This is a genomic window from Streptomyces sp. NBC_00466, from assembly GCF_041433995.1.
GTDB lineage: Bacteria > Actinomycetota > Actinomycetes > Streptomycetales > Streptomycetaceae > Streptomyces.
This window is the reverse complement of sequence record NZ_CP107896.1, coordinates 796724-821955: the sequence shown is the minus strand read 5'-3', so window position 1 is coordinate 821955 and position 25232 is coordinate 796724. Positions and strand designations below refer to the sequence as shown.

The 25232-nt window shown below is 70.1% G+C and carries 29 protein-coding genes and 1 pseudogene; 15 read left to right on the top strand and 15 right to left on the bottom strand.

Annotated features, from left to right (window positions below; all coding sequences use genetic code 11):
* Nucleotides 1–38: 38 nt before the first annotated feature.
* From OG210_RS03650 to OG210_RS03620, 7 genes are read right to left on the bottom strand one after another with little or no spacing between them, the layout of a single operon-like run.
* A complete protein-coding gene (locus OG210_RS03650) occupies nt 39–158 on the bottom strand; it encodes a hypothetical protein (RefSeq protein ID WP_371534969.1) in 120 nt (39 codons plus the stop codon).
* Entirely contained in the window at nt 155–1579 is a 1425-nt protein-coding gene (locus OG210_RS03645) for a hypothetical protein (RefSeq protein ID WP_328332482.1), read from the bottom strand. Before OG210_RS03645 ends, OG210_RS03650 begins: the two co-directional genes overlap by 4 nt.
* Nucleotides 1576–2232: a DUF6084 family protein gene (locus tag OG210_RS03640; protein ID WP_328332484.1), complete on the bottom strand. Its 657-nt coding sequence runs from the start codon at nt 2230–2232 to the stop codon at nt 1576–1578. The genes OG210_RS03645 and OG210_RS03640 overlap by 4 nt, the downstream gene beginning before the upstream one ends.
* A complete protein-coding gene (locus OG210_RS03635; RefSeq protein WP_328332486.1) occupies nt 2229–2882 on the bottom strand; it encodes a DUF5947 family protein in 654 nt (217 codons plus the stop codon). Before OG210_RS03635 ends, OG210_RS03640 begins: the two co-directional genes overlap by 4 nt.
* Nucleotides 2879–3841: a NifU family protein gene (locus OG210_RS03630; RefSeq protein ID WP_371534968.1), complete on the bottom strand. Its 963-nt coding sequence runs from the start codon at nt 3839–3841 to the stop codon at nt 2879–2881. The genes OG210_RS03635 and OG210_RS03630 overlap by 4 nt, the downstream gene beginning before the upstream one ends.
* Entirely contained in the window at nt 3841–5634 is a 1794-nt protein-coding gene (locus OG210_RS03625; RefSeq protein ID WP_328332490.1) for a nickel-dependent hydrogenase large subunit, read from the bottom strand. Before OG210_RS03625 ends, OG210_RS03630 begins: the two co-directional genes overlap by 1 nt.
* 34 nt (nt 5635–5668) lie before the next feature.
* A complete protein-coding gene (locus tag OG210_RS03620) occupies nt 5669–6724 on the bottom strand; it encodes a hydrogenase expression protein HypE (RefSeq protein WP_328332492.1) in 1056 nt (351 codons plus the stop codon).
* 353 nt (nt 6725–7077) lie between these two features.
* Between OG210_RS03620 and OG210_RS03615 the strand changes: the two genes are divergently transcribed.
* Together OG210_RS03615 and hypB are read left to right on the top strand one after the other, a co-directional pair.
* Complete coding sequence (locus OG210_RS03615; protein ID WP_328332494.1) at nt 7078–7407, top strand: hydrogenase maturation nickel metallochaperone HypA; 330 nt, start codon at nt 7078–7080, stop codon at nt 7405–7407.
* A gap of 3 nt (nt 7408–7410) precedes the next feature.
* A complete protein-coding gene (hypB, locus tag OG210_RS03610) occupies nt 7411–8256 on the top strand; it encodes a hydrogenase nickel incorporation protein HypB (RefSeq protein ID WP_371534967.1) in 846 nt (281 codons plus the stop codon).
* A gap of 3 nt (nt 8257–8259) precedes the next feature.
* Here the strand turns inward: hypB and OG210_RS03605 are convergent, their stop codons facing one another.
* Entirely contained in the window at nt 8260–8538 is a 279-nt protein-coding gene (locus OG210_RS03605; RefSeq protein WP_371534966.1) for an ATP-binding cassette domain-containing protein, read from the bottom strand.
* Here OG210_RS03605 and OG210_RS03600 point away from each other — a divergent pair.
* Nucleotides 8456–8818, top strand: a complete 363-nt coding sequence (locus OG210_RS03600) for a helix-turn-helix domain-containing protein (protein WP_328332500.1) — start codon at nt 8456–8458, stop codon at nt 8816–8818. The two genes, OG210_RS03605 and OG210_RS03600, sit on opposite strands and share 83 nt — an antisense overlap.
* 18 nt (nt 8819–8836) lie before the next feature.
* Here OG210_RS03600 and OG210_RS03595 read toward each other — a convergent pair whose 3' ends face one another.
* Both OG210_RS03595 and OG210_RS03590 read right to left on the bottom strand, forming a co-directional pair.
* Entirely contained in the window at nt 8837–9616 is a 780-nt protein-coding gene (locus OG210_RS03595; protein ID WP_328332502.1) for an SDR family oxidoreductase, read from the bottom strand.
* A gap of 116 nt (nt 9617–9732) precedes the next feature.
* On the bottom strand, nt 9733–11088 hold the full coding sequence (locus tag OG210_RS03590; protein WP_371534965.1) for an amidohydrolase: 1356 nt from the start codon (nt 11086–11088) through the stop codon (nt 9733–9735).
* Between the two features lie 210 nt (nt 11089–11298).
* Between OG210_RS03590 and OG210_RS03585 the strand changes: the two genes are divergently transcribed.
* A complete protein-coding gene (locus OG210_RS03585) occupies nt 11299–12501 on the top strand; it encodes an IS110 family transposase (RefSeq protein WP_328323284.1) in 1203 nt (400 codons plus the stop codon).
* A gap of 5 nt (nt 12502–12506) precedes the next feature.
* Here the strand turns inward: OG210_RS03585 and OG210_RS03580 are convergent, their stop codons facing one another.
* Nucleotides 12507–12704, bottom strand: coding sequence for a hypothetical protein (locus tag OG210_RS03580; RefSeq protein ID WP_328332506.1), 198 nt, complete (start codon nt 12702–12704; stop codon nt 12507–12509).
* A 38-nt stretch (nt 12705–12742) separates the two neighbouring features.
* On the bottom strand, nt 12743–13549 hold the full coding sequence (locus OG210_RS03575; RefSeq protein WP_371534964.1) for a class II aldolase/adducin family protein: 807 nt from the start codon (nt 13547–13549) through the stop codon (nt 12743–12745).
* Between the two features lie 193 nt (nt 13550–13742).
* Between OG210_RS03575 and OG210_RS03570 the strand changes: the two genes are divergently transcribed.
* Entirely contained in the window at nt 13743–14393 is a 651-nt protein-coding gene (locus OG210_RS03570) for a TetR/AcrR family transcriptional regulator (RefSeq protein ID WP_328332508.1), read from the top strand.
* Between the two features lie 24 nt (nt 14394–14417).
* Here the strand turns inward: OG210_RS03570 and OG210_RS03565 are convergent, their stop codons facing one another.
* From OG210_RS03565 to OG210_RS03555, 3 genes are all read right to left on the bottom strand, one after another.
* Nucleotides 14418–14804, bottom strand: a complete 387-nt coding sequence (locus OG210_RS03565) for a hypothetical protein (RefSeq protein WP_328332510.1) — start codon at nt 14802–14804, stop codon at nt 14418–14420.
* Nucleotides 14805–15000: 196 nt separating this feature from the next.
* On the bottom strand, nt 15001–15333 hold the full coding sequence (locus OG210_RS03560; protein WP_328332512.1) for a cupin domain-containing protein: 333 nt from the start codon (nt 15331–15333) through the stop codon (nt 15001–15003).
* A gap of 128 nt (nt 15334–15461) precedes the next feature.
* Nucleotides 15462–15821 carry an SCO4225 family membrane protein gene (locus OG210_RS03555; protein ID WP_328332514.1) on the bottom strand — a complete coding sequence of 120 codons (360 nt, stop codon included), beginning with the start codon at nt 15819–15821 and terminating at the stop codon, nt 15462–15464.
* 381 nt (nt 15822–16202) lie between these two features.
* On the opposite strand from OG210_RS03555, the gene OG210_RS03550 reads away from it, so the two are divergent.
* The 10 genes and pseudogenes from OG210_RS03550 to OG210_RS03505 all read left to right on the top strand — a co-directional run bounded on the left by OG210_RS03550 (nt 16203) and on the right by OG210_RS03505 (nt 25220).
* The gene (locus OG210_RS03550; protein WP_328332516.1) at nt 16203–17078 is read left to right on the top strand and encodes an ABC transporter substrate-binding protein; all 876 of its coding nucleotides are present in this window, start codon (nt 16203–16205) and stop codon (nt 17076–17078) included.
* A 127-nt stretch (nt 17079–17205) separates the two neighbouring features.
* The gene (locus OG210_RS03545) at nt 17206–17601 is read left to right on the top strand and encodes a cell division protein SepF (RefSeq protein WP_164266402.1); all 396 of its coding nucleotides are present in this window, start codon (nt 17206–17208) and stop codon (nt 17599–17601) included.
* Between the two features lie 56 nt (nt 17602–17657).
* Nucleotides 17658–18782, top strand: coding sequence for an ATP-binding protein (locus OG210_RS03540; RefSeq protein WP_328332518.1), 1125 nt, complete (start codon nt 17658–17660; stop codon nt 18780–18782).
* Nucleotides 18779–19129 carry a nucleotide pyrophosphohydrolase gene (locus OG210_RS03535; protein ID WP_328332520.1) on the top strand — a complete coding sequence of 117 codons (351 nt, stop codon included), beginning with the start codon at nt 18779–18781 and terminating at the stop codon, nt 19127–19129. The genes OG210_RS03540 and OG210_RS03535 overlap by 4 nt, the downstream gene beginning before the upstream one ends.
* 122 nt (nt 19130–19251) lie before the next feature.
* On the top strand, nt 19252–19713 hold the full coding sequence (locus tag OG210_RS03530; RefSeq protein WP_328332522.1) for a DUF6099 family protein: 462 nt from the start codon (nt 19252–19254) through the stop codon (nt 19711–19713).
* Nucleotides 19714–19934: 221 nt separating this feature from the next.
* Nucleotides 19935–20855, top strand: coding sequence for an LLM class F420-dependent oxidoreductase (locus OG210_RS03525; protein WP_328332524.1), 921 nt, complete (start codon nt 19935–19937; stop codon nt 20853–20855).
* Nucleotides 20855–21769 (top strand): homocysteine S-methyltransferase, encoded by a 915-nt coding sequence (gene mmuM / locus OG210_RS03520; RefSeq protein ID WP_328332526.1) that lies wholly within the window; start codon nt 20855–20857, stop codon nt 21767–21769. Before OG210_RS03525 ends, mmuM begins: the two co-directional genes overlap by 1 nt.
* A 43-nt stretch (nt 21770–21812) precedes the next feature.
* Entirely contained in the window at nt 21813–23345 is a 1533-nt protein-coding gene (locus tag OG210_RS03515; RefSeq protein WP_328332528.1) for a 3' terminal RNA ribose 2'-O-methyltransferase Hen1, read from the top strand.
* Nucleotides 23342–23704: pseudogene (locus OG210_RS03510) on the top strand (AAA family ATPase); the annotation flags it as partial. The gene OG210_RS03515 and the pseudogene OG210_RS03510, both read left to right, overlap by 4 nt.
* Nucleotides 23688–25220: a site-specific integrase gene (locus OG210_RS03505; protein WP_331719852.1), complete on the top strand. Its 1533-nt coding sequence runs from the start codon at nt 23688–23690 to the stop codon at nt 25218–25220. The pseudogene OG210_RS03510 and the gene OG210_RS03505, both read left to right, overlap by 17 nt.
* Nucleotides 25221–25232 lie beyond the last annotated feature (12 nt).

Below are 25232 nucleotides of genomic sequence, written 5' to 3'. Positions count from 1 at the left end.
GGCTGCTGCCGGGCCGGGCGCCGGGGCCGACGGGGCGTTCACATCGAACGCATTCGCAGATACCGGCGGATGTCCGGGATCGACTGGACTCCCACGGCCACAGCGGCTGCCACCAGAACTGCGCCCGCGACTGCGGTGATCACGCCAAGGGTCTTCACGATGAGCTCTCCTCTCGGTTTTCGAGGGTGGTCCCGGCGGGCAGGGGCTCCAGCTCGTCGGGGGCGAAATAGAAGTAACGGCCGTACCAGTCGTGCATGTCCGCCGCCGGGTCGTCGACGAGGACCAGGGCGACATGCGTCCCGCCGTCGACGTCCGAGAGCACCGCGGTCACCCGCGCCACCTGACCGGCGAAGAACAGGTCCTGGGCGTCCGCGCGGCGCGAGGGGTGCACCCGCACCAGGCTGCCCTGCGAGACGCTGACGCCGTTGATGACCACCGCGTCGGACGCCGGACGGACGGCCGCGTCCGACGCGGGGTCCCACCAGGGCGCGCCGCCGGTGTCGAACGCGGGCGGCTCACTGTCCCGGACGTCGGCGTTCAGCTGCGGCAGCGAGCCCGGAGCCGCCGGCGCGTGCGGTTCGCGCAGCAGCCCGTGCAACTGCTGGAGATCCGCGGCGGACATGGCGTCGCAGCGTTCGATGATCTCCCTGGCCCGGGGATCGGTGGCCCGCGCCTCCGCCTTCTCCTGCTCGGTCATGGTCATGACCCGCAGGGTCAGGATCTCGTCGATCTCGGTGGAGTCGAAGAGGGCGCCCGGACTCTGCTCGGCCACCTCCGGGTAGTCGTAGAGGATGATCGGCGCGCCCAGGACGGTGTCGGCCGAGCCCTCGGCCCCGGCCAGCACCGGCCAGCACCTGCGCTGCCGGCAGCGGGCGGCGGCGGCCACCGCGTGCTCCGGCGGTTCGAGCAGCGAGACAAACTCGCCGCCGTGCGCCCGCAGGATCAGATGCGCCCCGATCAGCGAGCTGCGGATCGCTTCATCCTTGGATCCGGGCGTTCCCGGGTGCTCGTTGGCCACGGCGAGCGACAGCCGCAGCAGACCGTCGTCCGCGGTGGCGCCCACCCGGATCCGGACGTCCAGCGGAAGCCGGCGCCGTACGATCCGCCCGACCGGTGCGCCGTCCGCGTCCGCCAGCTGCTCCACGTCCTCGCCACCGGCCACCGTCCGCCGCTCATCGACCGGCTCCGCGAGAGAGAGCCCGGGCAGCACGATCTCCTGCTCGACGGCCTCCTCCCAGCTCAGCAACCGGTCGCCGTCGACGGTCAGTTCGGGGACCGGGGTGTGGCCGCCGTCCGTCTCGCGGCGCTGCACCTCACGCATCTGCACCTGAAGGAAGCGCAGATGAACCGTGACGGCGGCGGGGGACCCGTCCGGGGCCAGCAGACACTGCATCGCCATGTCCGGCTCCTCGCCGAAGCAGGCGGGCGCCGCGGAGGGCGGCCCCAGCACCCCGAACTGCCAGCGGGACCGGTTCTTGTGGGAGCTGGCCCGGTACGGATACAGCAGGTAGCCCTCGTACAGCACCGCGTCGGCGACCGTACGGACGTGGTCCAGGCTCAGGGCGTTCACGGGGGTCACGGGACCACCTCTCCGGTCTCGGCCAGCAGGGTGTGGACCGTCTCTTCCCAGCTGATCAGCCCGCGCTGGGCGCGGAAGCCCGCGAACTCGGTGATGACGTCGTGGTCGAGCCTGATCCACCCGGCGTTCGGGAAGTGGGCGGCGATCATCTCCCGCCACACCGCGACGGGCATCGGATGACGGGCCTCGCAGTCCCAGGGCACCTGCCGTACACCGAAACCGGCGCTGCCCTTGGTGAAGACGGTGCCCGAGAAGAGCAGCGTGAGCGGGACCGCGCCCTCCCCGAGTGCGTGCAGATACCGGGAGCCGGTTACGTCGAAGTCGTAGGTGCAGGGCAGCGCGAGGTCGACCTCGGTGGCGCCGGTGAACCCCTGGACCGTGGTGTTGCACTGCATCCAGAGGAACGGCCGCAGGGTGTCCGCCCACCGGGACCGCTCCCCGAACAGCCCGCGCAACCCCTCCTCCTCGGCTGCGTCGTACGAGCGGCGCTGCGGTTCGATACGGACCTGGCACTGCAGCACGATCGCGTGGATCCGCTCGCCGCTGCTCTCCTCGATCCGCAGCCTCGCCGTCAACTGGGGTGCTGCCGCGTACGGTTCGGCCACCACGTCGAGCACCGAGAAGTCCAGTACGGAGAAGTCCGTGCCGCTCACGAGACCCCCTCCACCGGGACGGTCCTGCTGCGGTCCCGTACCTGCGTGAAGAAGGCGTCCATCGCCGCGTGCGCCTCACGGCCGCCGTCGAAGCCGCGCCACAGCGTCCGCAGCCGGCCGACCAGCTCGTAGCAGGCGTCGATGGGGACCAGATGGCACGAGCCGTCCCCGGTGCCGGGGCGGCGGATCAGCAGCGCCTCCACGTCGGGGCGCAGCACCGCGAGCGCGGGCGCCGCGCCGACGATGGAATCCCAGGCCTCCAGCGGCAGTTCGGACTCGGTGGCGCCCGCGGGCCCGGGGTAGAACGCGACCGTGCGGTCCTGCACCGAGTTGCGGAAGAGGAACGCCAGACCCACCGGGATCTGGAGTTCGTCCCAGGCCCGTGCGTCCAACGGCACCCCGTCGAAGCGGAGATACCGTTCCGGCACCGCCCGGTAGCGCAGTTGCGCGCCCTCATCGGTGAAGAGGAGATAGCAGGCACGGCAGCTGCACATCAGCGCGCGGCTCTCCAGGTTCACCACGTGCGCGTGCTCGGGGGCGACCGGCTCCGCGCACATCTCGCAGCGCTCACCGGCCGCCAACTGAGGGCGGTCGCGGGTGATCCGCCGCAGCGCGGACACCGGGGTCGCCGTACGGCCCGGGGCGCTCACGCGGAGACCGGGGCTGGCACCGCGACGGAGACCGTCGGGCCGTCCACGAGCAGGGGCAGCGGGTCCAGGTGCAGCCCGTCCTCGTCGAGACAGGCACCGGCCCGACGTACGTCGTAGTGCGCACGGCAGCCGGGGCACCGCAGCACACCGTCACCGGACGCGCCGCCCAGCCGGCGGGCGGGCACCGCGCCCTCCAGGGACCGTTCGCACCGCGCGCACCAGTCACGGAAGGCGAACAGGTCGGAGCCGATCCGGCAGGCCAGCACCGGGATCGCGCTCGCGGTGAAGTGCCGTACGCCACCGGGCTCCAGGGCGTCGAGACCCGGCACGGCCTCCCAGGACGAACCGCCGTCGCCCGGAGCCGAGGCCGCCTCGTGGAGCCGGGAGAACAGCGAGTCCACCGTGACCAGCGGCCCGGGTCCGCCGGCACCGCCCGCGGCCGGTGCCTCCACCTCGATCCCGGTGATCTCCGGGGCCGCGGCCTCGACCGCGCTCCGCACGGCCAGCTTGAGCGTGGCGGACGACGAGGGACACCCGTCGCAGCTGCCGAGCAGCCGCAGCGTCACGACGCCGTCGGCCGTGACGCCCAGCAGCTCCACATCGCCTCCGTGCGAACCGAGATACGGCCGGACGCTTTCCAGGGCCTCCTCGACCCGGGTCTCCACCCCGTACGGGTGCAGCCCGTGCACCAGCAGCAGACTGGCCACCAGGTCGTCGGCCGCCAGGGCCGCCAGCACCTCGTCGTCCAGCCGGCCGTGCTCGTGCACCAGGCCGAGCAGCCGCTCAAGACCCGCGCCGTAGAAGTCCGTGACGAGCCGGACCAGTTCCTCGCTGCGCTCGCGGGCGACGGCGCCGCCCGCCGCGCTGGCGGCGATCAGGGTGTCGATACGGTCGCCGGCCGCCCGCCAGTCGGCGGGCCCGGACACGGTCTCCTGTGCGGACACGGTCTCCTGTGCCATCACTCGCTGCCAGCCGACTGGGTGGGGGAGTGCAGCAGTTCCAGCTTCTTGCCCTCGCCTAGATACATGTGCACACCGCAGGGCAGACAGGGGTCGAAGCTGCGCACCGTGCGCATGATGTCGATCCCCTTGAAGTTCTCCCGGTCGTTCTCCTCGAAGATCGGCTGGCCCTGCACCGCGTCCTCGTACGGCCCCGGCGTACCGAAGTTGTCGCGGGGGCTCGCGTTCCAGGGGGTCGGCGGGTACGGGTGGTAGTTGGTGATCTTGCCGTCCCGGATCACCATGTGGTGCGAGAGCACGCCGCGCACCGCCTCGGTGAAGCCGCAGCCGACGCCCTCCTCCGGGACCTCGAACTTCTCCCAGGTCTTCGTCCGGCCCGCGCGGATCTCCACGAGGGCCTTCTCCGCGAAGTGCAGCGCGCAGGCGGCCGCGTACGCCTGGAAGTAGGTGCGCGCCCGGTTGCGCTCGATCGTGTTGCTCCACTTCGGGACGTGCCACTCCAGTTCCACCGGGCCCTTGAGCGCGGTCTTCGGGAGGTTGATCTTGACGCTGTTGCCGGTGGACTGGACGTACCCGATGTCGACGAGCCCGGCCAGCGCGGTGGTCCACAGCCGGGCCAGCGGGCCGCCGCCGGTGTCGAGCGCGAGGTAGTCCTTGCCGTCGAACCAGCGCGGCGACATCACCCAGCTGTACTTGTCGTCCAGATCCCGCTTCTGCGGCTGCGGGTTGGTGTGCTGGTTCCACGGGTGCCTGCGGTCGACGGGGTTGCCGAGCGGGTCGTGGCTCACGAACATCTCCTGCTCCTCCCAGTCGCCGTAGTACGACGAGCCGAGGAGGATCCGGATGCCCAGGTTGATCTTCACCAGGTCGGTGGTGACCAGTTTCCCGTCCACGACCACACCGGGGGTGACGTACATCTTCCGTCCCCACTCGGTCATGTCCTGGTACTTGAAGTTGCAGTGCTCCGGGTCCTGGAACGAGCCCCAGCAGCCCAGCAGGATGCGCCGGTTGCCGACCTTCTCGTAGCCGGGCAGTGCCTCGTAGAAGAAGTCGAAGAGGTCGTCGTGCATCGGCACGACCTTCTTCATGAACTCGACGTAGCGCTGGAGCCGGGTGATGTAGTCCGTCATCAGCTGCACGGTCGCCACGGTGCCCACGCCGCCCGGGTAGAGCGTGGAGGGGTGTACGTGCCTGCCCTCCATGAGGCAGAACATCTCCCGGGTCATGCGGCTGACCTGGAGCGCCTCGCGGTAGAACTCACCGGTGAACGGGTTCAGCGAGCGCATGATGTCGCCGATGGTCTTGTACCCGTGGGCCTCGGCGTGCGGTGACGGCGTGCGGTTGGCCTGCTCCAGCACGCCCGGGTTGGTCTCCGCGACCATCTTCTCGCAGTAGTCGACCCCGACCAGGTTCTCCTGGAAGATGTTGTGGTCGAACATGTACTCCGCGGCCTCGCCGAGGTTGACGATCCACTCACCGATGTGCGGCGGCTTCACCCCGTACGCCATGTTCTGCGCGTAGCAGGAACACGTGGCGTGGTTGTCTCCGCAGATACCGCAGATGCGGCTGGTGATGAAGTGCGCGTCGCGCGGGTCCTTGCCCTTCATGAAGACCGAGTAGCCGCGGAAGATGGAGCTGGTGCTGTGGCACTCGGCCACCACCTTCTGCTTGAAATCGATCTTCGTGTAGATGCCCAGGCTGCCGACGATGCGGGTGATGGGGTCCCACGCCATCTCGACAAGGCCGTCCTTGCCCTGTTTCCCGCTGCCACCCCTGCGTTGCGTCGCGGTCATTGCGCCGCCTCATCTTTCTGTCCGTTGTGGTCGGTTACCAGTTGCGGGTGGCACCGGTCGTGAGAGTCCTGCCGGGCCGGCGCCACTTGGGCTCCTGGTCCAGCGTGTGAGTGGTCAGGTTGCGCAGCCGGCGCATGGTCGCGCCGTACAGTCCGACCGCGTTCGACGAGAGTTTCCCGCCGGGCGGCTCATCCATGAACGGCATGAACTTGTCCGGGAATCCGGGCATGGTGCAGCCGATGCAGATTCCGCCGACGTTGGGGCAGCCGCCGATACCGTTCATCCAGCCGCGTTTCGGCACATTGCACTTGACCGCGGGTCCCCAGCAGCCGAGTTTGACAATGCACTTCGGCGATCCGTATTCGGTGGCGAAATCACCCTGCTCGTAGTAGCCGGCCCTGTCGCACCCCTCGTGGACCGTCTGTCCGAACAGCCAGGAAGGGCGCAGCGCGTCATCGAGCGGAATCATCGGGGCCTGGTCCGTGGCCATGTAGAGCAGATAGGTCAGTGTCTCGGACAGGTTGTCCGGCTGGATCGGGCAGCCGGGAACGCACACGATCGGAATCCCCGCCTTGGACTTCCAGTCCCAGCCCAGGTAGTCGGGCACTCCCATCGCACCCGTCGGGTTGCCCGACATGGCGTGGATACCACCGTAGGTCGCGCAGGTCCCGACCGCGACGATCGCGGTGGCCTTCGGCGCGAGCCGGTCGATCCACTCGCTGGTGGTCATCGGCTGTCCGGTGGCGGGGTCGTTGCCGAAGCCGCACCAGTACCCCTCGTCGTGCAACTGCTCGTTGGGGATCGACCCCTCCACGACCAGGACGAACGGCTCCAGCTCTCCTCGGTCGGCCTTGAAGAACCACTCGAGGAAGTCGTCGGCGCCGCCGTTCGGCCCGCACTCGAAGTCGATCAGCGGCCAGTGCACCGCGACCTGGGGAAGGCCGGGCAGGGCGCCGAGCGCGATCTCCTCGATGCTGGGCTGAGTGGCCGCCGTCAGCGCCACGGAATCGCCGTCACAACTGAGTCCAGCATTGATCCAGAGAACGTGGATCAGCGTCTCTTCTGCCTTTACCGCTGCTTCTGTCGGCATAGCTCTGCCGCCTTCCGGGACCGGCGTTCCCCTTTCCAGTCAGCACTGGACCGGGGCGCCTGGTTCACGAGTATGTTTTCGATCACATTGCTACCATCTAGGCCCGGTGTGAGCGTCCTGTCAACGCGAGAAGAAATCCGTATGGGCGCCCCAGGGCCGTGCCATTCGGCGGTGTGAACACCGGATACGAACCGGCAGGACAGAACTCGCGGCCATTTCTCCCTGCGCCCAGGTCCTGATTGCGCCGGTCGAATGAACCGGGAAAGGGAAAAGGGCCGACCGAACCAACCGTAAGAGGCACGCCCGGGATTCAGGTCCTACGGTCGTGCCACCGATGCGGGAACGAGGCAGAGATGCATGAATTATCGATCACGCAGAGCGTCGTCGACATGGTCTGCGAACGCGCCGGAGGCAGACCGGTCCGCACGGTCAGTGTGCGGGTCGGAGTGCTCACGGCGGTCGTGGCCGAGTCGATGCGGTTCTGCTTCGACCTGATCACGGCGGGCACGGTGGCCGAGGGCGCGCGACTGGAGATCGACCAGCCGCCGGGAGCGGCACGCTGCCGTACCTGCGAACAGGACTTCGCCCTGCCCGATCCCGTACTGCTCTGTCCGTGCGGCAGCGCCGACGTGGAGATCACGTCGGGGCGTGAACTGCAGATCATCTCGATGAAAGTGGGCTGACCCATGTGCGGTACCTGCGGTTGCGGCGACGAGGGCGGCGGCACGCGGATTTCGCTGCCCCGCGAGGACCACACACGGGCCACCGGCCGTCCGCACCACGGCCACGGCCACGACCATGACGACGACCACGGCCACGACCATGACCACAGTCCCGGCCGTCACGAGGACGAGGGCGCCCGTGACACCGGCGAGACAGTCACCCTTGAGCAGCGGGTGCTCGCCAAGAACGAGCTCCAGGCGGAGCGCAACCGGGCCTGGCTCGCCGAGCGGCGCATCCTGGCGGTGAACCTGATGAGTTCACCCGGCGCGGGCAAGACGACCCTGCTGGAGCGCACCATCAGGGACTTCTCCGGACGGCGGCCGGTGGCCGTGGTCGAGGGCGACCAGGAGACCATGCTCGACGCCGACCGCATCAAGCGCGCCGGATGCGCGGTGGTGCAGGTGAACACCGGCGCGGGCTGCCACCTCGACGCCGGGATGATGAAGGGCGCACTGACGGCCCTCGCACCGGAAGAGGGGGCGCTGGTCCTCGTGGAGAACGTGGGGAACCTGGTGTGCCCGGCCCTCTTCGACCTGGGCGAGAGCAGCAGGATCGTCATCATCTCGGTCACCGAGGGCACCGACAAGCCGCTCAAGTACCCCTATATGTTCGGCGCTGCCGACCTGGTCCTCATCAACAAGGCCGATCTGCTGCCGTACGTCGACTTCGACGTGGCCCGGTGCGAGGCGTACGCGCGCTCCGTCAACCCGGACGTACGCGTGCTGACGGTGTCCGCGACGACGGGTGAGGGGATGGACCAGTGGTACGAGTGGGTGGCGGCACTGGACGCTCAGATGCTCCTGAGCTGACGCTCATCCGCTGAGCGCTGGCCGGCCCAGGGGGACGGGGAGTGCGCGGCGAGGGCCGTGAGATGGCCGAACAGGTTGAAGTGCTGGAAGACCATGCCGATTCCGCGCCGCTGCCGGCACGGTTCGGCTTCCCGGATCTCGTGCAGGCGGTTGCCGCGCCGTTCGTAGCCGAGGAGTTGGCCGGCCCCGCACGCTGATCGTGCCTGCGTCAACCGGTTCGAGGTGGGCGACGCAGCGCATCAGAGTCGATTTGCCGGCCCCGGACGAGCCGAGGACACACACCACCTGGCCCTGCTCGACGTCGAGCGTCACGTCGCGGAGAACGCTCACGCTGCCGAAGGTCTTCTTCACATGCCGTAACTTCCGGACGCTTCAGGTCCATGTCGACAACAACCGCAATTTCACCGCGACCGCCGCGGCGCTCGGTATTCACGTCAACACCGCCCGCTACCGGATCGAAAAGATCCAGACCGCATTCGGTCTCGACCTGGCCGACCTCGATACGTTCACCTGGCTCGTCGTGCACTGCCGCTACCCGGAACCGCGCACCCGGCAGCCATGAAGCCGGAGTTGCCGCAGGTCAGTGAACGGACAGCCCGCCGTCGACGAAGATCGCCTGACCCGTGACATACGCGGAGGCGCGGCTGGCCAGGAACACCGCCGCGCCCTCGAAGTCCTCGGCCAGGCCGTTGCGTCCGACCATCGTGCGCGCGGCCAGTTCGGCTGTTTTCGCGGGGTCGGACGAGAGCCGCTCGTTGAGCGGTGTCATCACGAAACCGGGCACGAGCGTGTTGCAGGTGACGCCGTGCGGCGACCATGCCTCGGCCTGCGAACGGGCCAGGGACTCCAAGGCCCCCTTGGACACCCCGTAGGCACCGCTCTGGACGAAGGCCCGGTGTGCTTGCTGCGAGGTGACGTGGATGATCCGCCCGAAGCCGCGCCCGGCCATGCCGGGGCCGAACCGCTGCCCCAGCAGGTAGGGCGCCTCCAGGTTCACGGACATCGTGGTGTCCCACACCTCGTCGTCCAGCTCACCCATCGGCGGACGCAGGTTGACCCCGGCGGAGTTGACGAGGATGTCGGGCTCGCCGAACGCCCCGACTGCCTCTTCGGCCGCCGCGCGCACGCCTGCGCGGGTGCCCAGGTCGGCGCTCACCCAGGCCGCCCGGCAGCCGTCGGCCGTCAGTTCGCCGACGGTGGCGGCCAGTTCCGCCTCCCTGCGCGCCACGATGACGACGCTCGCACCCGCCCGGCCGAGTGCCCCGGCGATGCTGCGGCCGATGCCGGAACTCCCACCGGTCACGACGGCGACCAGGCCGTCCAGGGAGAACAGTTCGGAAAGGTAGGCCCGGGAGGTCATGCGTGCCTCCCGAAGTGAACGACCGCACCCTCCGGCACCGTGGTCGCTGTCGCGGTCTTCAACGTACTGTCCTCCCGTGTGCTGCGGCTGCCGCCGGTCAGCAGCATCTCACCTGGTCATGCCCCTGACGGAGGCAGCCCCCGGCCGTGCGAACGGTCCACGGTGCGGGGCGGACGCGCCGTATGGCCCCCGGGGGCCGGGTGGACGCCGGGGGCGAGCCAGGGCGTCGCGGCGGTGAGCAGATGGCGTACGCCGAGCCCGATGGCCGGGTCGGGGACCGGGGCGAACCGCGGGGAGTGGTTGTGCGGTATCTCCGCGGGAACCCCGTCGGCCGACAGGTCGGCGTCACCGAACGCCGCGGGGTCGAGAGCGCCGAAGATCCAGTACACCGATGGCGCGCCGAGCGCCGCACCGAAGGCCCCGAAATCCTCGCTGCCGGTGAGGGGCTGGGGCAGTGCGATCACGCTCGGGGACGCGAGCGTGGCGCGGAACGCACCCAGTACGGTCTCGGTGGCCTCCGGATCGTTGACGGTCACGGGGAATTCGGCCAGGGCGGTGATCTCGGGTTCCTTCGGCGCGCCCGAAGCTGCGGCTTCGGCGTGGACGATCCGCCGGATCGCCGAGAGGAGGCGGCCGCGTACGGCCGGGGTCGCGCTCCTGACGCTGATCCTGAGGTCGGCGGTGTCGGCAATGACGTTCTCCCGGGTGCCCGCGTGGATCGATCCCACGGTGAGGACGGCCAGTTGGTCCGCGGGTACCTCGCGGGCGACGACCGTCTGCAGCCTCATCACGACAGCGGAAGCCATGACGACGGGGTCGACGGTGGCCGCCGGGGTCGATCCGTGCCCGCCTCTGCCGAACAGCCGGACGGCCAGCGCGTCCGACGCGGCCATCACCGTGCCGGGCCGGGTGCCGACTATGCCCACCGGCGCGGGCGCCGCATGCTGGGCCAGGCAGACGTCCGGGCGCGGGAACCGGTCGAGGAACCCGTCCGCGACCATCGCCGGGGCCCCGCAGTCCTCCTCGGCCGGCTGGAAGACGGCCACGACCGTGCCCCGCCAGGCGTGGCGGTGGCCGGCGAGCTGCCCGCAGGCTCCCAGCAGGCAGGTCACGTGCAGGTCGTGCCCGCAGGCGTGCATGACGGGCACCTCGTTGCCGTCCGGGTCGGTGCCGGTCGCCGTGGAGGCGTAGGGCAGACCGGTCTCCTCCCGTACGGGCAGCGCGTCCATGTCTGCGCGCAACAGCACCACGGGCCCGTCCCCGTTGGTCAGCACGCCGACCACACCGGTGCCGCCGACGCCTTCGGTGACCTGCCACCCCTGGGCACGCAGCCGGGCGGCGACGACGCCCGCGGTGCGGAACTCCTGGTGGGACAGCTCCGGTTGGGCGTGCAGATCGCGGTACAAGGCGGTCAGATCCGGCAGTTGCCGGTCCAGGCCGACCAGGAGGGCACTGGGCGGTGCGGTCGTCATGAGGGCTCCCTAAGAATGTGAGGCGGTCCGGGAGGACCGGGTGTGGCTGATGAGGGTCTGTCGTTGATGACTTGGAAGGAATGGCCGCCCGGTCCTCCGGGACGCTCCGACCACTGATTGAGAACTGCGGTTATCGCTGGTTAGGGACCTGTCGGCGGGGTGTTCTTCGGACCGTGAAGTGCTGGTCACGAGGGACATGGAGCGACGGCTTTGAGCACGTCTGGCAGGCGGATATGGGTCGGCATCGACGCCGGCAAGGGACACCACTGGGCCGTGGCCCTCGACGCGGACGGCGAGACGCTGTTCTCCACAAAGGTCATCAACGACGAGACGCAGATCCTCACCCTGATCGAGACCGCCCGCGAGAAGGCGGACGAGGTGCGGTGGGCGGTGGACATCTCCGGCCGGGCTTCCACCCTGCTCGTGGCCCTGCTGGTCGCGCACGGCCAGCAGGTTGTCTACGTGCCCGGGCGGACCGTCAACCGCATGACCGGCGCCTACAAGGGCGAGGGGAAGACCGATGCCAAGGACGCCCGGGTCATCGCCGACCAGGCCCGCATGCGGCGGGACTTCGCTCCCCTCGACACACCCCCCGAGCTGGTCTCGGATCTGAGGGTGCTGACGAACTACCGGGCCGATCTGATCGCCGACCGGGTCAGGATCATCAACCGGCTCCGCGACCTGCTGGTCGGCATCTGCCCCGCACTGGAACGTGCCTTCGACTACTCCTCGGCCAAGGGCCCGGTCGTCATGCTGACCGAGTACCAGACCCCGGCCGCCCTGCGCCGGATTGGCGTCAAGCGGCTGACCACCTGGCTGGAACGACGCAAGGTCCGCGGCGCCGACACCGTAGCGGCCAGGGCATTCGAGGCCGCCCGGTCCCAGCAGATCACGCTGCCCGGCGAGAAGCGGGCTGCGAAACTGGTCTGCGATCTCGCTCACCAGCTCCTGGCCCTGGACGAGCGGATCAAGGACAACGACCGGGAGATCCGCGAGACCTTCCGATCCGACGACCGTGCGGAGATCATCGAGTCCATGCCCGGCATGGGCCCGATCCTCGGTGCCGAGTTCGTCGCCATCGTCGGTGACCTGTCCGGCTACCGCGATGCGGGCCGCCTGGCCTCGCACGCCGGCCTGGCACCGGTGCCCCGGGACTCCGGCCGCCGCACCGGAAACCACCACCGGCCCAAGCGCTACAACCGTCGCCTGCGACACGTCTTCTACATGGCCGCACAGACCGCGATGATGCGACCCGGTCCCTCCCGGGACTACTACCTCAAGAAGCGGGGCGAAGGACTGCTGCACACCCAGGCCCTGCTCGCGCTCGCCCGACGCCGGATCGACGTGCTCTGGGCGATGCTGCGTGACGGAAGGCTCTTCACCTCCGCCCCACCGGTCACGCAGGCGGCTTGACACGATCATTGAGATTCCTTCGCGATACGGACGGACAGGCCGGGCGGGGTGGTGCGGAGCAGGGCAGTGGTGAAACCGTGCGTGTCCTGCGGTGTGAGAAGGGCCCTCACGATGGTGAGGACCGGGCCGGGGGCGAGTACGGCGAAGGCGACTTCGGAAGTGGCCGCTTCGGCGATGGCGCCGAGGAGCGGCGGGACCGCCACACCGCGTTCTCCCGGAGGTGAGCCGGCCGCTCCGGCCGTCAGTCGAACAGGTCCGGCTGCTCCTCGGTGATCTGGTCCCACAGCGGGCGCAGCTGGAACCAGCCCGACAGCGGGCTGCCGATCTGCTCCCGCACCTGGAGGGCGGTCTCCCGGTCGATGGAGTACGGGGTGCCGGCCGCCATCGCCAGCAGCTGTGCCTGGCAGGAGCGTTCCATCGTGATGAACCACCAGGCCGCCTCGGCCACGCTCTGTCCGACCGTCAGCAGACCGTGGTTGGCGAGGACCACGGCCTTGTGCGGGCCGAGCGCCGCGCCGATCCTGCGGCCCTCCTCCGTGTCGTTGACGACGCCGCGGAAGTCCTCGTAGAGCCCGTGGTCCTCGAAGAAGGCGCAGGCGTCCTGGGTGAGCGGGTCGAGGCGCCGGCGCAGCGTGGAGAACGCCTTGCCGTGGACGGAATGGGCGTGAGCGGCGGCCACGACGTCCGGGCGGGCCCGGTGAACCTCGGAGTGGATGCAGAAGGCGGCACGGTTGACGGGGCGCCGGCCCTCGACGACGGCGCCGGCGTGGTCGACCAGGATGAGGTCGGAGACCTTGATCTGGCGGAAGCTCATCCCGAAGGGGTTCACCCAGAACCAGTCGGGGTTCTCCGGGTCGCGCGCGGTGATGTGGCCGGCCACGCCCTCGGAGAACCCGAACATGCCGAACAGGCGGAACGCGGCGGCGAGTTCCTGCTTGCGGTGCAGCCGCTCCTCGGCCACGGAGTCGAACGTGGGCGGGAGCATCGCCTCGAATCCGGGCGGGACCGGACCGATGCCGGGGTGCGGTGCTGCGGTGGACGTCTTCATGGAGTGGCCTCCTCGTCGAGTACCGATGAGTACCGGTGAGTACCGGTGAATTGGTACCGGTGAGTACCGATCGGGGTACGTGAACGTGTTGACGCGTGAGATACGGAGTCGTATCGGATGCAGATCTGTATCGGATACAGTGCTGTATCATGCGGAGAGTCGCACCGAGGTGTCAATGGCCGGGAGGGAATCCATGCCGAAGGGGCCCACCAAGCGCCGCCCGCAGACCACCGCGCGGTTGCTCGAAGCGGCCCGGGAGACCTTCGCCGAGCGCGGTTTCTACGGGGCCTCCATCGAGGTGATCTGCGAGCGTGCCGGGCTGACGCGGGGGGCGTTCTACTCCAACTTCCGCACCAAGGAAGAGCTGTTCTTCGCGTTGTTCGACCTGCAGGCACAGCGGGTGACCGAGCGGCTGGCCCAAGCGGTCGACGAACTCGACACCATGCCCGACGCCGTGCCCGACACCATGGACGATCCGCTGCGGACCCTGATCACCCGCATGAGCGCCGTCGACGAGGCCGAGCGCGGGTGGTTCCTGCTGTCGACGGAGTTCACCCTGCACGCCATCCGGCATCCCGAGGCGGCCCGCACGCTGGCGGAGCACGACCGCCTTCTGCGCGAACGGATCGTCGCCCTCCTGAGCCGTCTCTTCGAGCGCCTCGGCCGCACACCGACCGTCGACCTCGACTCGCTGGCCCGCCTGACGACCGCCATTCACGAAGGGGCGCTGACCCAGAGCCTCGTCGAATCGGACACCCTGGCCCCGGAGCACCTGGCTGTCACGTTTCTGCCGCTGTTGCTCGATGTCGTCTCGGAACCGGACGCCCGCACCGGCCCGGAGTGAGGCGCACCAAGCCGGCACCATGAACTACCTGGTGTCCGTGCCGCCCTGCCCCGGTGTGACGCCGGGCCGCTCCTGGGCCGTCGCGGGGTCGTCGGACAACCCGTCGCCCATGAGCAGTGACAGCACCAGCACGACGAAGGCGGCGCCGAGCCCCACGCCTGACCATCCCGCGCGCTGGACGCGGGCGGATCCGCAGGCCGGCGCGGTGTCGCGGTGGTCCGCCAGCGCGTCGTCGCCCGCAGGGTTGAGAACCGAGCCGCAGGTCACCTGCACGGTGGAGTTGACATCGGCGCGCTCGAAAGGATCGGGCACCGTCGGGGACATCGGCAGGAACAGCAGGCCCACCGCTGCCACCGCGATCAGCAGGGCGAGGGTCGCGCCGCCTCTGACGACCGCGGGCAGCCTGCCCAACGACCGTTCCGGCCGGACGCGTTGGGGTTCTCCCGGTATACCATCGTGCTCGCCGCTCACTGCCGTACCCCCGCTGCCCGTTCGGCCGAAACATTCCGGCCGCTGAGGCTACCCCGCACCGGCACCGGCACCGGCACCGGCACCGGCTCCGGTGCCGCAGCTACGGTCCGCCCGTCAGGCGGTGCGTCCGGTGCCGTCAGAGCAGTTTGGCCACGGTCAGCAGAAGGGCGGAGTCCTCCAGGGCCTCCACCCGGTGGCGGTTGTCGGGCACGATGATCAGGTCGCCCTGACGGCCCTCCCAGGACAGGTCGCCCGCCGAGAGCCGTACCCGGCCGTGCAGTACCTGCACCGTGGCCTCGCCGGGATTCTCGTGCTCGGCGAGGTGCGAGCCGCGCGTCATCCCGATGACCGTCTGGCGCAGGACCTTCTCATGACCGCCGTAGACGGTGTCCGCTGTGTGACCGCCACCGGCCGTGGCCGCCAGTTCGATCTGCTGGCGGGCCAGGGCTTCGAGAGAGAGTCTCTGCATGTCGTCATTCTCCCGCATCCGCCCGCCCGGGCAACGCGGACGGGACCGGGCGGACGGCACCGGGCGGGCGGGTCCGGCAGGGGCCGGGTCCTCCGGCCGGGCACGTCACGGGTACGTCAATGGGTACGTCACCGGGTCGAGGCCGCACCGGGGCCGACGCGGCGGCTGCTGCTGGGCCCGTGACCCTGCCCGTGTCCGAAGGCCCGGCGGACGGTCAGGCTGATGACCGTCGAGTTGACCAGAGCCGCCGCCACGAGCACGACCCACATCAGCGGTGCCCCGACGCCCGGCAGCAGCAGAAGCAGGCTGGTCGGCATGGTGAGCAGGATCGGGTACACGCCGGAGAACGACGCGTCCGGGTGTGAGACCAGTGTGGTGTCCACCCACACCCAGACCAGCAGGGCCGCGATGACCACGAGGTACCCGCGCGAGACCCAGTCACCCGCCACTGTCCGGCCGATCCGCCGCACCAGGTTCTTGCCGTTCATCGTCTCTCCACCACCGTCGTGTCGTTGTGACCGGGATGCCGCTCCTGCCTGTCACCGCAGGCCCCGCGTATGCGTGTTCGTGGGTCGCGTTCCCCCGCTTCCCGCTGCTTCCCGTTGCTTCCAGACTGCCGGAACCGGGCGGCCGTGACGTGAGTACCGCTACTCAACCGTGGCCGAGTACGGGGTGGTGCGCGAATCCCGGCGGTGCGCGGATCCCGTACGTGCGCGGATCCCGGCGGTGCGCGGATCCCGGACGTGGGCCGACCGGCCGGCCCGGAATGCCGTACCCGCTCCGAATGCCGTACAGACGCGCTGGGCAGGTACGGGTGTGCGGCGCCCGGAAGGCCGGACGGCGCTGACCCGGAGGGGGCGCGAAACGTCATGGAACCAGCAGGCTGGCAGTTCTCCGACGACCGTGGACAGCTGTCGACGGCCGCGCGGACACCGTCGAGAGTGACGGCGTACATCCGGGCCGGAGCCACTCTGTGGGACCACGGACTGGCCCCGCACGCGGTCTTCGGCTCACTGCACGACGGGGCGGCGGTCGACCCGGCGAAGGCAGGGTCGCTGCCGCCCGACGACGTCCGCTATCTGGGGGCGGGCGGCACACTGGACCTGGACACCCTGCTCAGCGGCGGCCCGGACCTCGTGGTGGCGGTCAGCTACGGCGGCGGCCAGGTGTACGGACTGGACCCGGACACCGCCAAACATCTGGGGGAGCAGGTTCCCGTCGTGGTCATCGACGTGGGGCAGACCCACACGCTGGACGGGATCAGGGGCCGGTTCGGCGCGCTCGCCCGTTCGCTGGGGGCCCGCGGCGACGGAGAACAGCAGCAGGCGCTGGACGCCGCACACCAGCGGCTCCGCCTGGCGGCGGACCTGCCGTCCCGGCCGGGGGTGCTCGCGCTCTCGCCCGCCGGACCCGACCAGGTGCATCTGGCACGCCCAGGCGCCTGGCCCGAGTTGCGCGAGCTGACGGAGCACGGCGTCGGCATGGTGCGGCCGCCCGACGGCGCGGGTGCGAACTGGGCCACCGTCAGCTGGGCGGAGGCGGCGGCGCTGCGCCCCGGTGTCGTGCTCGCGGACGTCCGGTCGAACGCCACATCCCTCGGTGAACTGCGCGGCAACCACGACTGGCTGCGCCTCATCGGCTGCGCCCGGGTCCTGCCGTGGAACCCGGAAGCCCCGGACAGCGCCAGATCCCACACCCGGTTCTTCGCCTCGGTGGCCGATGCGCTGGAGGCTCTCGCGGAGTGAGTATGCGGAGTGAGTGCGCTCACACCCGGCGCTGATCAAGGCACTCATCCGTGTCGGTGTTGGGCCGAACGGGTGAAGGGGGTCAGAATTGGCTGATGCAGATAGAAAGTCCAGCCGAGGTGGTCCGGTGAGCAGGTACGACGAGTACGACGTCACCGACGAGCAGTGGGAGGGGCTCGCCCAGGTGGTGCCGCTGCGCGGGCGCAACGAATGGCCCTCGCGAGTCGATCACGAGACGATCCCCAACGAGTACGCGGCCGAGCAGCGCCGTTTCGTGGTCCTGCGCGTCCAGGTCTTCGCGGACGCCCGTGAAGTCGCCGAGTACCTCGTCGGGCAGGTGCCGGTGCTGCTCGACCTGACCGGGGCGGAGACCGAAGTGGCCAAGCGCATCCTGGACTTCAGCAGCGGCGTGGTCTTCGGCCTCGGCAGCGGGATGCACCGGGTCGACAAGAACGTCTTCCTGCTGGCCCCGGCCGGCATGGAGGTGGAGGGGATCGCGGCGGCCGCAGTCCCCCGATCGTAGGAAGGTCATGCAGGCGGAACGGTTCGCCACCGTGACGCGTGCGTACGGTCCGGACCATGGACGCAACCTACGCACGCCCCACGGTCACCGAACTGCGGCTTTCGGCTTTCAAGTCGCACCGCGCCGCCGCCTTCCCGCTCGCCCCGCTGACCCTGTTCACCGGGGCGAGCGGGAGCGGTAAGACGAGCGCGCTCCAGGTGTACGAGGCGCTGGCGCGGCTCGGCGCGGGGGACGAGCTCGGTGAGGTCTTCGAGGACCCGGGCAGCTGTGTCCCGGAGTGGGCCGGCGCGGACGCGCAGGGGCGGCGGGGATTCCGGATCGGCTGCACCGTCGACGGCCTGGCCGGCCCCGTACACCTCGATCTGGCGGTGCAGGCCGAGCCCGAACTGCGTGTGGTGGGCGAACGGCTCACCGCCGACGGTCAGTTGCTGCTCTCCACGGCGCTGCGTGATCCGGCCCGCAGGACGGTGCAGGCCGCCTGGCACACGGCGGGCGCGGTCCCGGTGACCCGGGCGCCGCTGCCCGACGACCGGATGGGGACCGCGCTGCTTCCGCTGCGGGTGGCGGGCAAGACGGACGGACAGCTGAAGGTGCTGGCCGCTGCCGAGCAGGTGGTGGTGGCGCTGCGCTCGGTCTTCGCCTGCGACCCCCAGCCGCACCGGATGCGCCGTCCGGTGGCCGCCGGTGCGGGGCTGCTGCGGCGGGGGTGCGACAACCTGGCTTCGGTGCTGTACCGCACCCAGTCCGAGTGCGCGAACCGGCACCGGCAGCTGGTCGCCGCGGCGCGTGCGGGGTGCGCGGGGCCGGTGGCGGGGCTCGTGGCGAAGGAGCTGACCGACGGGCGGGTACGGGCGGTGCTCGGCCGGGGCAGTGGTGCGGGCACACCGGTGGAGCGGCTGGGCGAGGGCGAACTGCGCTATCTCGCGCTCGCACTTGTGCTGCTCACCGGGCCCGGCGTGCTCGCGGTGGATCCCGCGGGTGAGGTGCCGCCCGCGATGCAGTCGCTGACAGTGCTGGCCGACGGGTTCGACCGCTCCCTCGATCCGCGGCAGGCGCGCGAGCTCACCGCGCTCGCCGCGGCGATCTGCGGCCAGGGCCACATCAGGGTGGTGGGCACGGCGTCGGACGCCCGGTGGGCCGGTGAGCTGGCGGGTGTCTCGGTGGTAGACCTGGGCGCGTGACTGAACTGGATGTAGCGCAATTGCAGCGCAGGCTGGCCGAGTTCGCCGCGGCGCGGGACTGGCAGCCGTACCACACACCGAAGAACCTGGCCGCGGCGCTGAGCGTCGAGGCGTCCGAACTGGTCGAGATCTTTCAGTGGCTGACGCCCGAGGAGTCGGCGCGGGTGATGGACGATCCCGGGTCGGCGCACCGGGTGGCGGACGAGGTCGCCGATGTTTTCGCGTATCTGCTGCAGTTCTGCGAGGTGCTGGAGATCGATGTCCTTACGGCACTTTCGGACAAAATTGACCGAAATGAGTCACGTTTTCCAGCGAAGCGCACCGTGGATCGTCACTCTCCGGAGTGAGTGAGTTATCAACAATGCGTCTTGCGTCCACAGATTTCCGAATTCCTCTGGCTTTATGGTCCATCCACCCTCACTCTGGGTAATGAAAGGGGAGACGGTAAGTCATACGAACGGGGACAGGGATGGACGGGGTGCGGCTCATCGCAATCAGCCGGGACGCTCTGGCACGGAGCCTTCCGGAACGGGACACCATGGTGGAGGCCTGGCAGGCGCAGGCGCTCTCCGGCGCCGTGGGCGGGCATCTGGCGCTGCGCGGTCCGCAGGAGCTGCGGGCCGAAGCGCGGGCGCTCAGCGAATCGGGCGGCCGGGGCTGCGGGGCGCTCGAAGTGCCGACGGTGCGCGGCGGACTGATACGAGCCGCGCAGCTGACCGAAGTATCCGATGTGCGGGAGGTGTTGACGGCGCTCGGGGTGCTGCTCGGCGAGGTGGGGATCGCCCTGGTCGGTGTCGCCTGCGGGACCGACGAGGAGTCGGTCTACTGGCAGTGCATCGAGGCAATGGACGCGGCGGACGAGTCGGGTGACCGGGTGCGCGGAATGCTGCGGAAGCTGGAGGAGCGGGACGCGGAGAGGACCCCGAGGTAGAGCCGGAGGGAGAGGGGAGGGGGAGGGGGAGGCCCCAGGGTGTGAGGCGGAGACGCGGGTGGAGACGGGGGTTGTTCCGCGGGGAGGGGCGAGACGGGTGCAGGCGGGCCCGACCGGTCGGGTCGGTGGTCTCCCGGTGGCGGTGCGGGGAATCGCCGGACACCAGCCCGGCGGGCACTGCGGGAGGCGTCGGGGGGCGGTCGAAGGTGCAGGATGGATGCATGGATCTTCGAATCTTCACTGAGCCCCAGCAAGGGGCGAGCTATGACACTCTGCTGACCGTCGCCAAGGCAACCGAGGACCTCGGCTTCGATGCCTTCTACCGCTCGGACCACTATCTGCGGATGGGATCGGGGGACGGCCTCCCCGGCCCCACCGACGCCTGGATCACGCTGGCCGGTCTCGCCCGTGAGACCCGGCGGATCCGTCTCGGGACGCTGATGACGGCGGGCACGTTCCGGCTGCCCGGTGTCCTCGCCATTCAGGTGGCGCAGGTCGACCAGATGTCCGGAGGCCGCGTCGAACTGGGCCTGGGCGCGGGCTGGTTCGAGGAGGAGCACCGGGCGTACGGGATTCCGTTCCCCAGGGAGAAGTTCGGCCGCCTGGAGGAGCAGCTGGCCATCATCACCGGGCTCTGGGAGACCAGGGTCGGTGAGACCTTCAGCTATGACGGCACCTATTACCAGCTCAGCGACTCGCCCGCGCTGCCCAAGCCCGCCCAGGCGAAGGTGCCTGTGCTGATCGGCGGGCACGGGGCGACCCGTACCCCGCGGCTCGCCGCGCGGTACGCCGATGAGTTCAATATCCCGTTCGCCTCGATCGAGGACAGCGAGCGGCAGTTCGGACGGGTCAGGGAAGCGGCCAAGGCGGCCGGCCGGGCGGACGACCTGGTGTACTCCAACGCGCTGGTCGTCTGTGTCGGCAAGGACGATGCCGAGGTGGCGCGCCGCGCGGAGGCCATCGGGCGTGACACGGCGGACGTGAAGGCGAACGGGCTCGGCGGCTCGCCCGCCCAGGTCGTGGACAAGATCGGCCGCTATGAGGCCATCGGTGCGTCACGCATCTACCTCCAGGTGCTCGACCTCGACGATCTGGACCACCTGGAGCTGATCTCCTCGCAGGTCCTCTCCCAGCTGACGTAGTGCGCCCCGTCCGTACACTCGCCGCCGCGCTGGCCGAGTCCACCGTCGTCCTTGACGGTGGACTCTCCAACCAGCTGGAGGCGCAGGGCTGTGATCTCTCCGACGCGCTCTGGTCGGCGCGGCTGCTCGCCGACGATCCCCAGCAGATCGTGGCGGCGCACACGGCCTATGTACGGGCGGGCGCCCAGGTGCTCATCACCGCGAGCTACCAGGCCACGTTCGAGGGCTTCGCGCGGCGCGGCGTCGGCCGGGCCGAGGCCGCCGGGCTGCTGGCCCGCAGTGTGCTGCTGGCCCGGGAGGCCACCGGGACGGCGGACCGCGAGGTCTGGGTCGCCGCCTCCGTCGGTCCCTACGGCGCGATGCTCGCCGACGGCAGTGAGTACCGCGGGCGGTACGGGCTCACCGTCCGGGAGCTGGAGCGTTTCCACCGGCCGCGGATCGAGGCGCTGGCCGCGGCCGGTCCCGATGTGCTCGCGCTGGAGACGGTGCCGGACACCGACGAGGCCGAGGCGCTGCTGCGGGCGGCCGCCGGATCCGGGACGCCGGTCTGGCTCTCGTACAGCGTCACAGGTGAGCGCACCCGGGCCGGGCAGCCGCTGGCCGAGGCCTTCGCACTCGCGGCGGGCCGGGACCAGGTCGTCGCCGTGGGCGTGAACTGCTGTGTGTCGGGGGACGTGGACCGGGCCGTGGAGCTCGCGTCGTCGGCCACCGGCAAGCCCGTCGTGGTCTATCCGAACAGTGGCGAGCAGTGGGACGCGGAGGGCCGCGGCTGGCGTGGCCGCTCCACCTTCGCGGCCGCGAAGGTGGACGGCTGGGAGCAGGCAGGAGCCAGACTGATCGGCGGCTGCTGCCGGGTCGGCCCGGCGGAGATCGCGGCACTGGCACGGCTCCGGAAGCCGCCTCGAAGACCATGAAAACCTCTGGTCGGGCCCGGCCAACCGGGTGATACTCGGACCCGTGTTCCTGACGATCAGCACCACCGGCACCCCAGAGCGCCCCGCCACCGACCTCGGCTTCCTGCTGCACAAGCATCCCGACAAGGCGCAGGCGTTCTCCACCTCGCACGGCACGGCGCACGTCTTCTATCCGGAGGCCACCGCCGAGCGCTGCACGGCCGCGCTGCTGCTGGAGGTGGACCCGGTGGCGCTGGTACGGCGCGGCAAGGGCAAGGGGCGCGGCGGCGCACCCGACGCGGCGCTCGCCCAGTACGTCAACGACCGGCCGTACGCCGCGTCCTCGCTGCTGTCCGTCGCCATGACCACGGTCTTCAAGAGCGCTCTGCGCGGCGTGTGCACCGCGCTCCCGGAGCGGGCCGAGACCCCGATGCCGCTGCGGATCGAGGTGCCCGCGCTGCCCGCCGGCGGTGGCCCGGGCCTGGTGCACAGGCTCTTCGCCCCGCTCGGCTGGGAGCGGGTGAAGGCGGAGCCGGTCGCCCTGGACGAGAAGTTCCCGGAGTGGGGCGAATCGCGGTACGTGCGTCTCGTGCTCGAAGGCGAGCTGCGGCTCGCCGACGCGCTGCGCCAGCTCTATGTGCTGCTGCCCGTCCTCGATGACGCCAAGCACTACTGGGTGGCACCCGACGAGGTCGGCAAACTGCTGCGCGCGGGCGAGGGCTGGCTGGCCGGGCACCCCGAGCAGAAACTGATCACCAGCCGCTATCTGTCGCGGCGCTGGGGACTGACCCGGCAGGCGATGGAGGCCCTTGAGCTGGTGCGGCTTGCGGAGGCCGACGACACCGAGGTCGAGTCGATCGACAACGCCGTCGACGAGACCACGGACACCGAGGAGAAGCCGGTACCGCTGGCGGCGCAGCGCCGTGCGGCGATCCTGGACGCGCTGCGCACGGCCGGCGCGGGCCGGGTGCTCGACCTGGGCTGCGGCCAGGGCCAGTTGGTGCAGGAGCTGCTGAAGGACACCCGCTTCACCGAAGTCGTCGGCATGGATGTGTCGATGCGCGCGCTGAACATCGCGGCCCGCAGGCTCCGTCTGGACCAGCTCGGCGAGCGCCGTGCGGCCCGGGTGAAGCTCATCCAGGGCTCTCTCGCGTACACCGACAAGCGGCTCAGGCGGTACGACGCCGCGGTGCTGAGCGAGGTCATCGAGCATGTCGACCCGGAGCGGCTGCCCGCGCTGGAGTACGCGGTCTTCGGCGCCGCGCGGCCGCAGACCGTCCTGGTGACCACGCCGAACGTCGAGTACAACGTGCGCTGGGAGAGCCTGCCCGCCGGGCAGGCGCGCCACGGGGACCACCGTTTCGAGTGGACCCGCGAGGAGTTCCGGGGCTGGGCCGGAAAGGTGGCCGAACGGCACGGATACGGCGTGGAGTTCAGGGCCGTGGGGCCCGACGACCCCGAGGTGGGCCCGCCGACCCAGCTCGCCGTGTTCACCATGACCTCGAAGTCCGCCGCGGCTCCGGGATCCACGACAGTTCCGGGATACACGACAGCCCAGGAATCCACCACAGCCCCGAAGGAGGCGGAAGCGGCATGAGCGGTACTGACTACACCAGAAGCAGCGGCGACACCAGCAGCGCTGCAAGTCCCGGCCCGCGCGTCCTCCCGGTGACCGACCTCTCCCTCGTGGTCCTCATCGGGGCCACCGGTTCGGGCAAGTCCACCTTCGCGCACCGGCACTTCAAGCCCACCGAGATCATCTCGTCGGACTTCTGCCGCGGCCTGGTGGCCGACGACGAGAACGACCAGAGCGCCAGCGGCGACGCCTTCGACGTCCTCCACTACATCGCCGGGAAGCGGCTGGCCGCCGGGCGGCTGACCGTGGTGGACGCCACTTCCCTGATGATTGGGCGTGTTCAAGCGTCAGGGGAGGCGTCAGTTGCACGACTGGTACGTGGTGTGGGTGCCCGATCCGGGGCAGTGGGGATCGCTGCCGCCTGAGGGTGTCCTTGGGATACGGGACCTGCCGGTCGAGGTCGCCCGGATCGGTCTGCGGCCTGGTGATCCGGTGTTCGTGGCGCCGGACGGAACGGTGGACCGGGACCTGCTGTATTTCGTTCGGTCCGTCGAATTCCGGGATCTGGAGCGGGAAACCAAGCGGAATTACGCGACGGATATCCGGCCGTTGTTGACTTTCCTGTCCTCGCGCGGAGTTCTATGGAAGCAGGCGACCAGGCAGGACTTGGCGGACTACCGGCACTGGAGATGCCGGGCTCCGCAGAATCCGCGCCAAATCAGCGGGACGAAGTGGAACCGTGAGGCGGCCGCGTTCACCAAGCTGTTCCGGTGGGCGAAGGTGGCCCCGATGCCGGTGGACATCGTGCGGCGCGGGGACCGGGCGGCGGACTCGGTGAGCTCGCGGGTGCTGTGGCTGACGCCGCGGACCTGGGGTCTGTGGTCGGACATCGGGCTCCGCGGCCTCAGTCGTACAGGAATGCCGGTGCCAGGGTGGGAGTCGCGGACGGAGTTGCGCAACACCAGCTTCGTGCAGCTGCTGCTCAGCTCCGGCCTGCGCCGGCAGGAGGGTGGTTCGCTGCTCACCTTCGAACTGCCCAGCCAGCGCTTGCGGTTCGGCCGCTACTGCCATGGCCGCGTCGCCGCGGCGGTCACGCGGTCGAAGCAGAGCCGGGTCTTCTACGTGTCGGTGGACGCGGTCGGCCAGGCCGAGGCATACGTCGAGTCGGAGCGCGCGTGGGCGGTGCAGCGCGCCCAGGCGGAAGGCCGCTACGAGCGGCTGCCCATGATGCGGCTGGTCACGAAGGTGACGCGGGGCCTGAGACCGAAGATCGAGTGGGTCGACGCGAACGGCGTCGCCGGTGAGCAAGAACTCAGCCGTCTGGGATGGCGTGAGCGGCAGTGGCTGTTCCTGGATGGCCCGGACGGGCCGGAGCCGGCGTGGTTGTGGCTGACGGAGCAGGGCCTGCCGATGGCCCCGGACCGGTGGAACGGCGTGTTCAGGGCGGCGAACCTGCGCTGTGAGGAAGTCCTGCTCACCGTGGGAGAACGGGAGGTCGAGCGGGATTTCCGGCTGGCGGAGGTACGCGGCAAGAGCCCGTACGCCACGCCGCACGCCGCGCGTCATTCGATGGCCCTCTACATGCTGGTCTTGCTGAACCAGCTGGTGGAGACACGCTATGGGCTCTCGGCCGCGGACCGGCGGGACTTCGCGTTGCTGTTCGGCGATCCGTGGTGGCTGGTGAAGACCCTCCTCGGTCATGCGGACGTGGAGGTGACGAAACGGCACTACCTCGCGCCGGTCGCGCACCTGCAACTGGAGTCGATCCTGGCTGCGGCCGAACCCGTCGGTGAGGAGGAACAGCAGGTCGAGGACCTGGAGGGTGTGTTCACCCGGCTCGCCCGGGAGTCGCAGGGCATCCAGGACATCGACGCTGTCCTTGAGGCGGCCCGGTGACCGGGCGGGGAC